At 67.7% G+C, this 1286-nt stretch carries 2 protein-coding genes and 1 pseudogene; all 3 read right to left on the bottom strand.

Annotation, left to right across the window (positions count from 1 at the left end; translation table 11 throughout):
* Positions 1-250, bottom strand: a pseudogene (locus ACFSM0_RS07695) (hypothetical protein); the annotation flags it as partial.
* 6 nt (positions 251-256) lie between these two features.
* Positions 257-652 carry a hypothetical protein gene (locus ACFSM0_RS07700; RefSeq protein ID WP_377388950.1) on the bottom strand — a complete coding sequence of 132 codons (396 nt, stop codon included), beginning with the start codon at positions 650-652 and terminating at the stop codon, positions 257-259.
* A 64-nt stretch (positions 653-716) separates the two neighbouring features.
* On the bottom strand, positions 717-1286 hold a 570-nt coding region (locus ACFSM0_RS07705), incomplete at its 5' end, for a phage major capsid protein (RefSeq protein ID WP_377388952.1).

Genomic DNA, 1286 nt, shown 5'->3' on the forward strand with positions numbered 1-1286 from the left:
CCGATCCGGCCCCGCCCACAAGGCCGATCACCGGCGCAAACGGCAGCCAGAACCGCGACCAGCGCCCGCCCGGAAGGTCGAGCTCCACCTGCCGCGGCACGATCATCCGGTTTGTCGCGGTCTCGACCACCGCCGTCGCCGTGGCGAGAAGATCGCCGATCAGCGCGGCATCGGCCTCATCAATGTGGCGCTGCCGGGCGAACTGCGCCACGCTGACCGGCAGCCCCTCGGGCGGGGTGAGCACACGCATGGCCCGTTACTTGCCCTGCCGGGGCAGACCGGTGTCGTCGCCCTTCTTGTCGTCGGCCTCCTCTTCCGGCATTTCGACCGGCGACCAGTCTTCCTCCTGCTCAGCCTCGCGCTGCGCCACCTCGGCCTCGCGCGCCGCGAGCTCTGCCTCGCGCGCATCAAGCTCATCGGCCCGGTGATCAAGATCCGCCTGCGCTTTTTCCAGCGCGGCAAGCGCGTCCTTGAGCGCGGGATCGGTCTCGACACTGGCGCCAATCGAACGCGCCACCTTCGGCTGGCGGGCGTGTTTTTCTGCCACGCCACGCGCCAGGAGCGCGCGCGCCGCGCTCTCTTCGAGCGCCGCCACCTCGCCGGTGTTGAACGGCCCATGCGGGCGGATGAAGCGGAGGGCAATTTTTGCCATGGGGAAGCCTTTCAAAAGAAGGATCCGCCGGCGCAAGGAGCCCCCCGCACCGGCGAGAAGCGGATCAGAGCGACCAGCCCGCGGCGTTGAAGCCCGAGAAGGCCACGTCATGTTCGAGCGCGAAGTCATGCTCCGAGATCGTGCGCATCAGCGTCAGATCGTTCTGGAAGGCCGAGACAAAATTGGCGCCGTCACTGTAGCCCGCCTCGGTGGACATCGAGATCGTGAGCTCCAGGCTGTCGCCAATCATCGCCTCCGAGAACTCGCCGAAGTAAACCTCGGTCTCGTCGCCCTCGGAGCCGAGGCTGTTCGGGATCTGCGAGGTGACATGGATCGGCGCGCCCTTGAGCTGCCCGCTCGCGTCGATCGAGGGGTAAAGGATATTGCCATTCGTATCGCGCAGCGACGCCAGCCAGTTCTTCGTCGAGGCGCGCATGATCCAGCCCGGACGGGTCAGCGCCACATTCGCATCCTCGACCACCGAGACCGCCTTGCGCAGCGCCAGATCCGCCGCGACCGCAGTCGCCGCGATGCCCGCATCCTGCGCCGCGAGCCAGTTCTGAGCCGCAATCCAGCTGCGAATGCCGCGCGGCGTGTTCGCCGCCCCATCGCCGCGGATGAAGGCCAGATCCTC

The sequence above is a fragment of the Rhodobacter lacus genome (assembly GCF_042683065.1).
In the GTDB taxonomy this organism is placed as follows: domain Bacteria; phylum Pseudomonadota; class Alphaproteobacteria; order Rhodobacterales; family Rhodobacteraceae; genus Rhodobacter; species Rhodobacter lacus.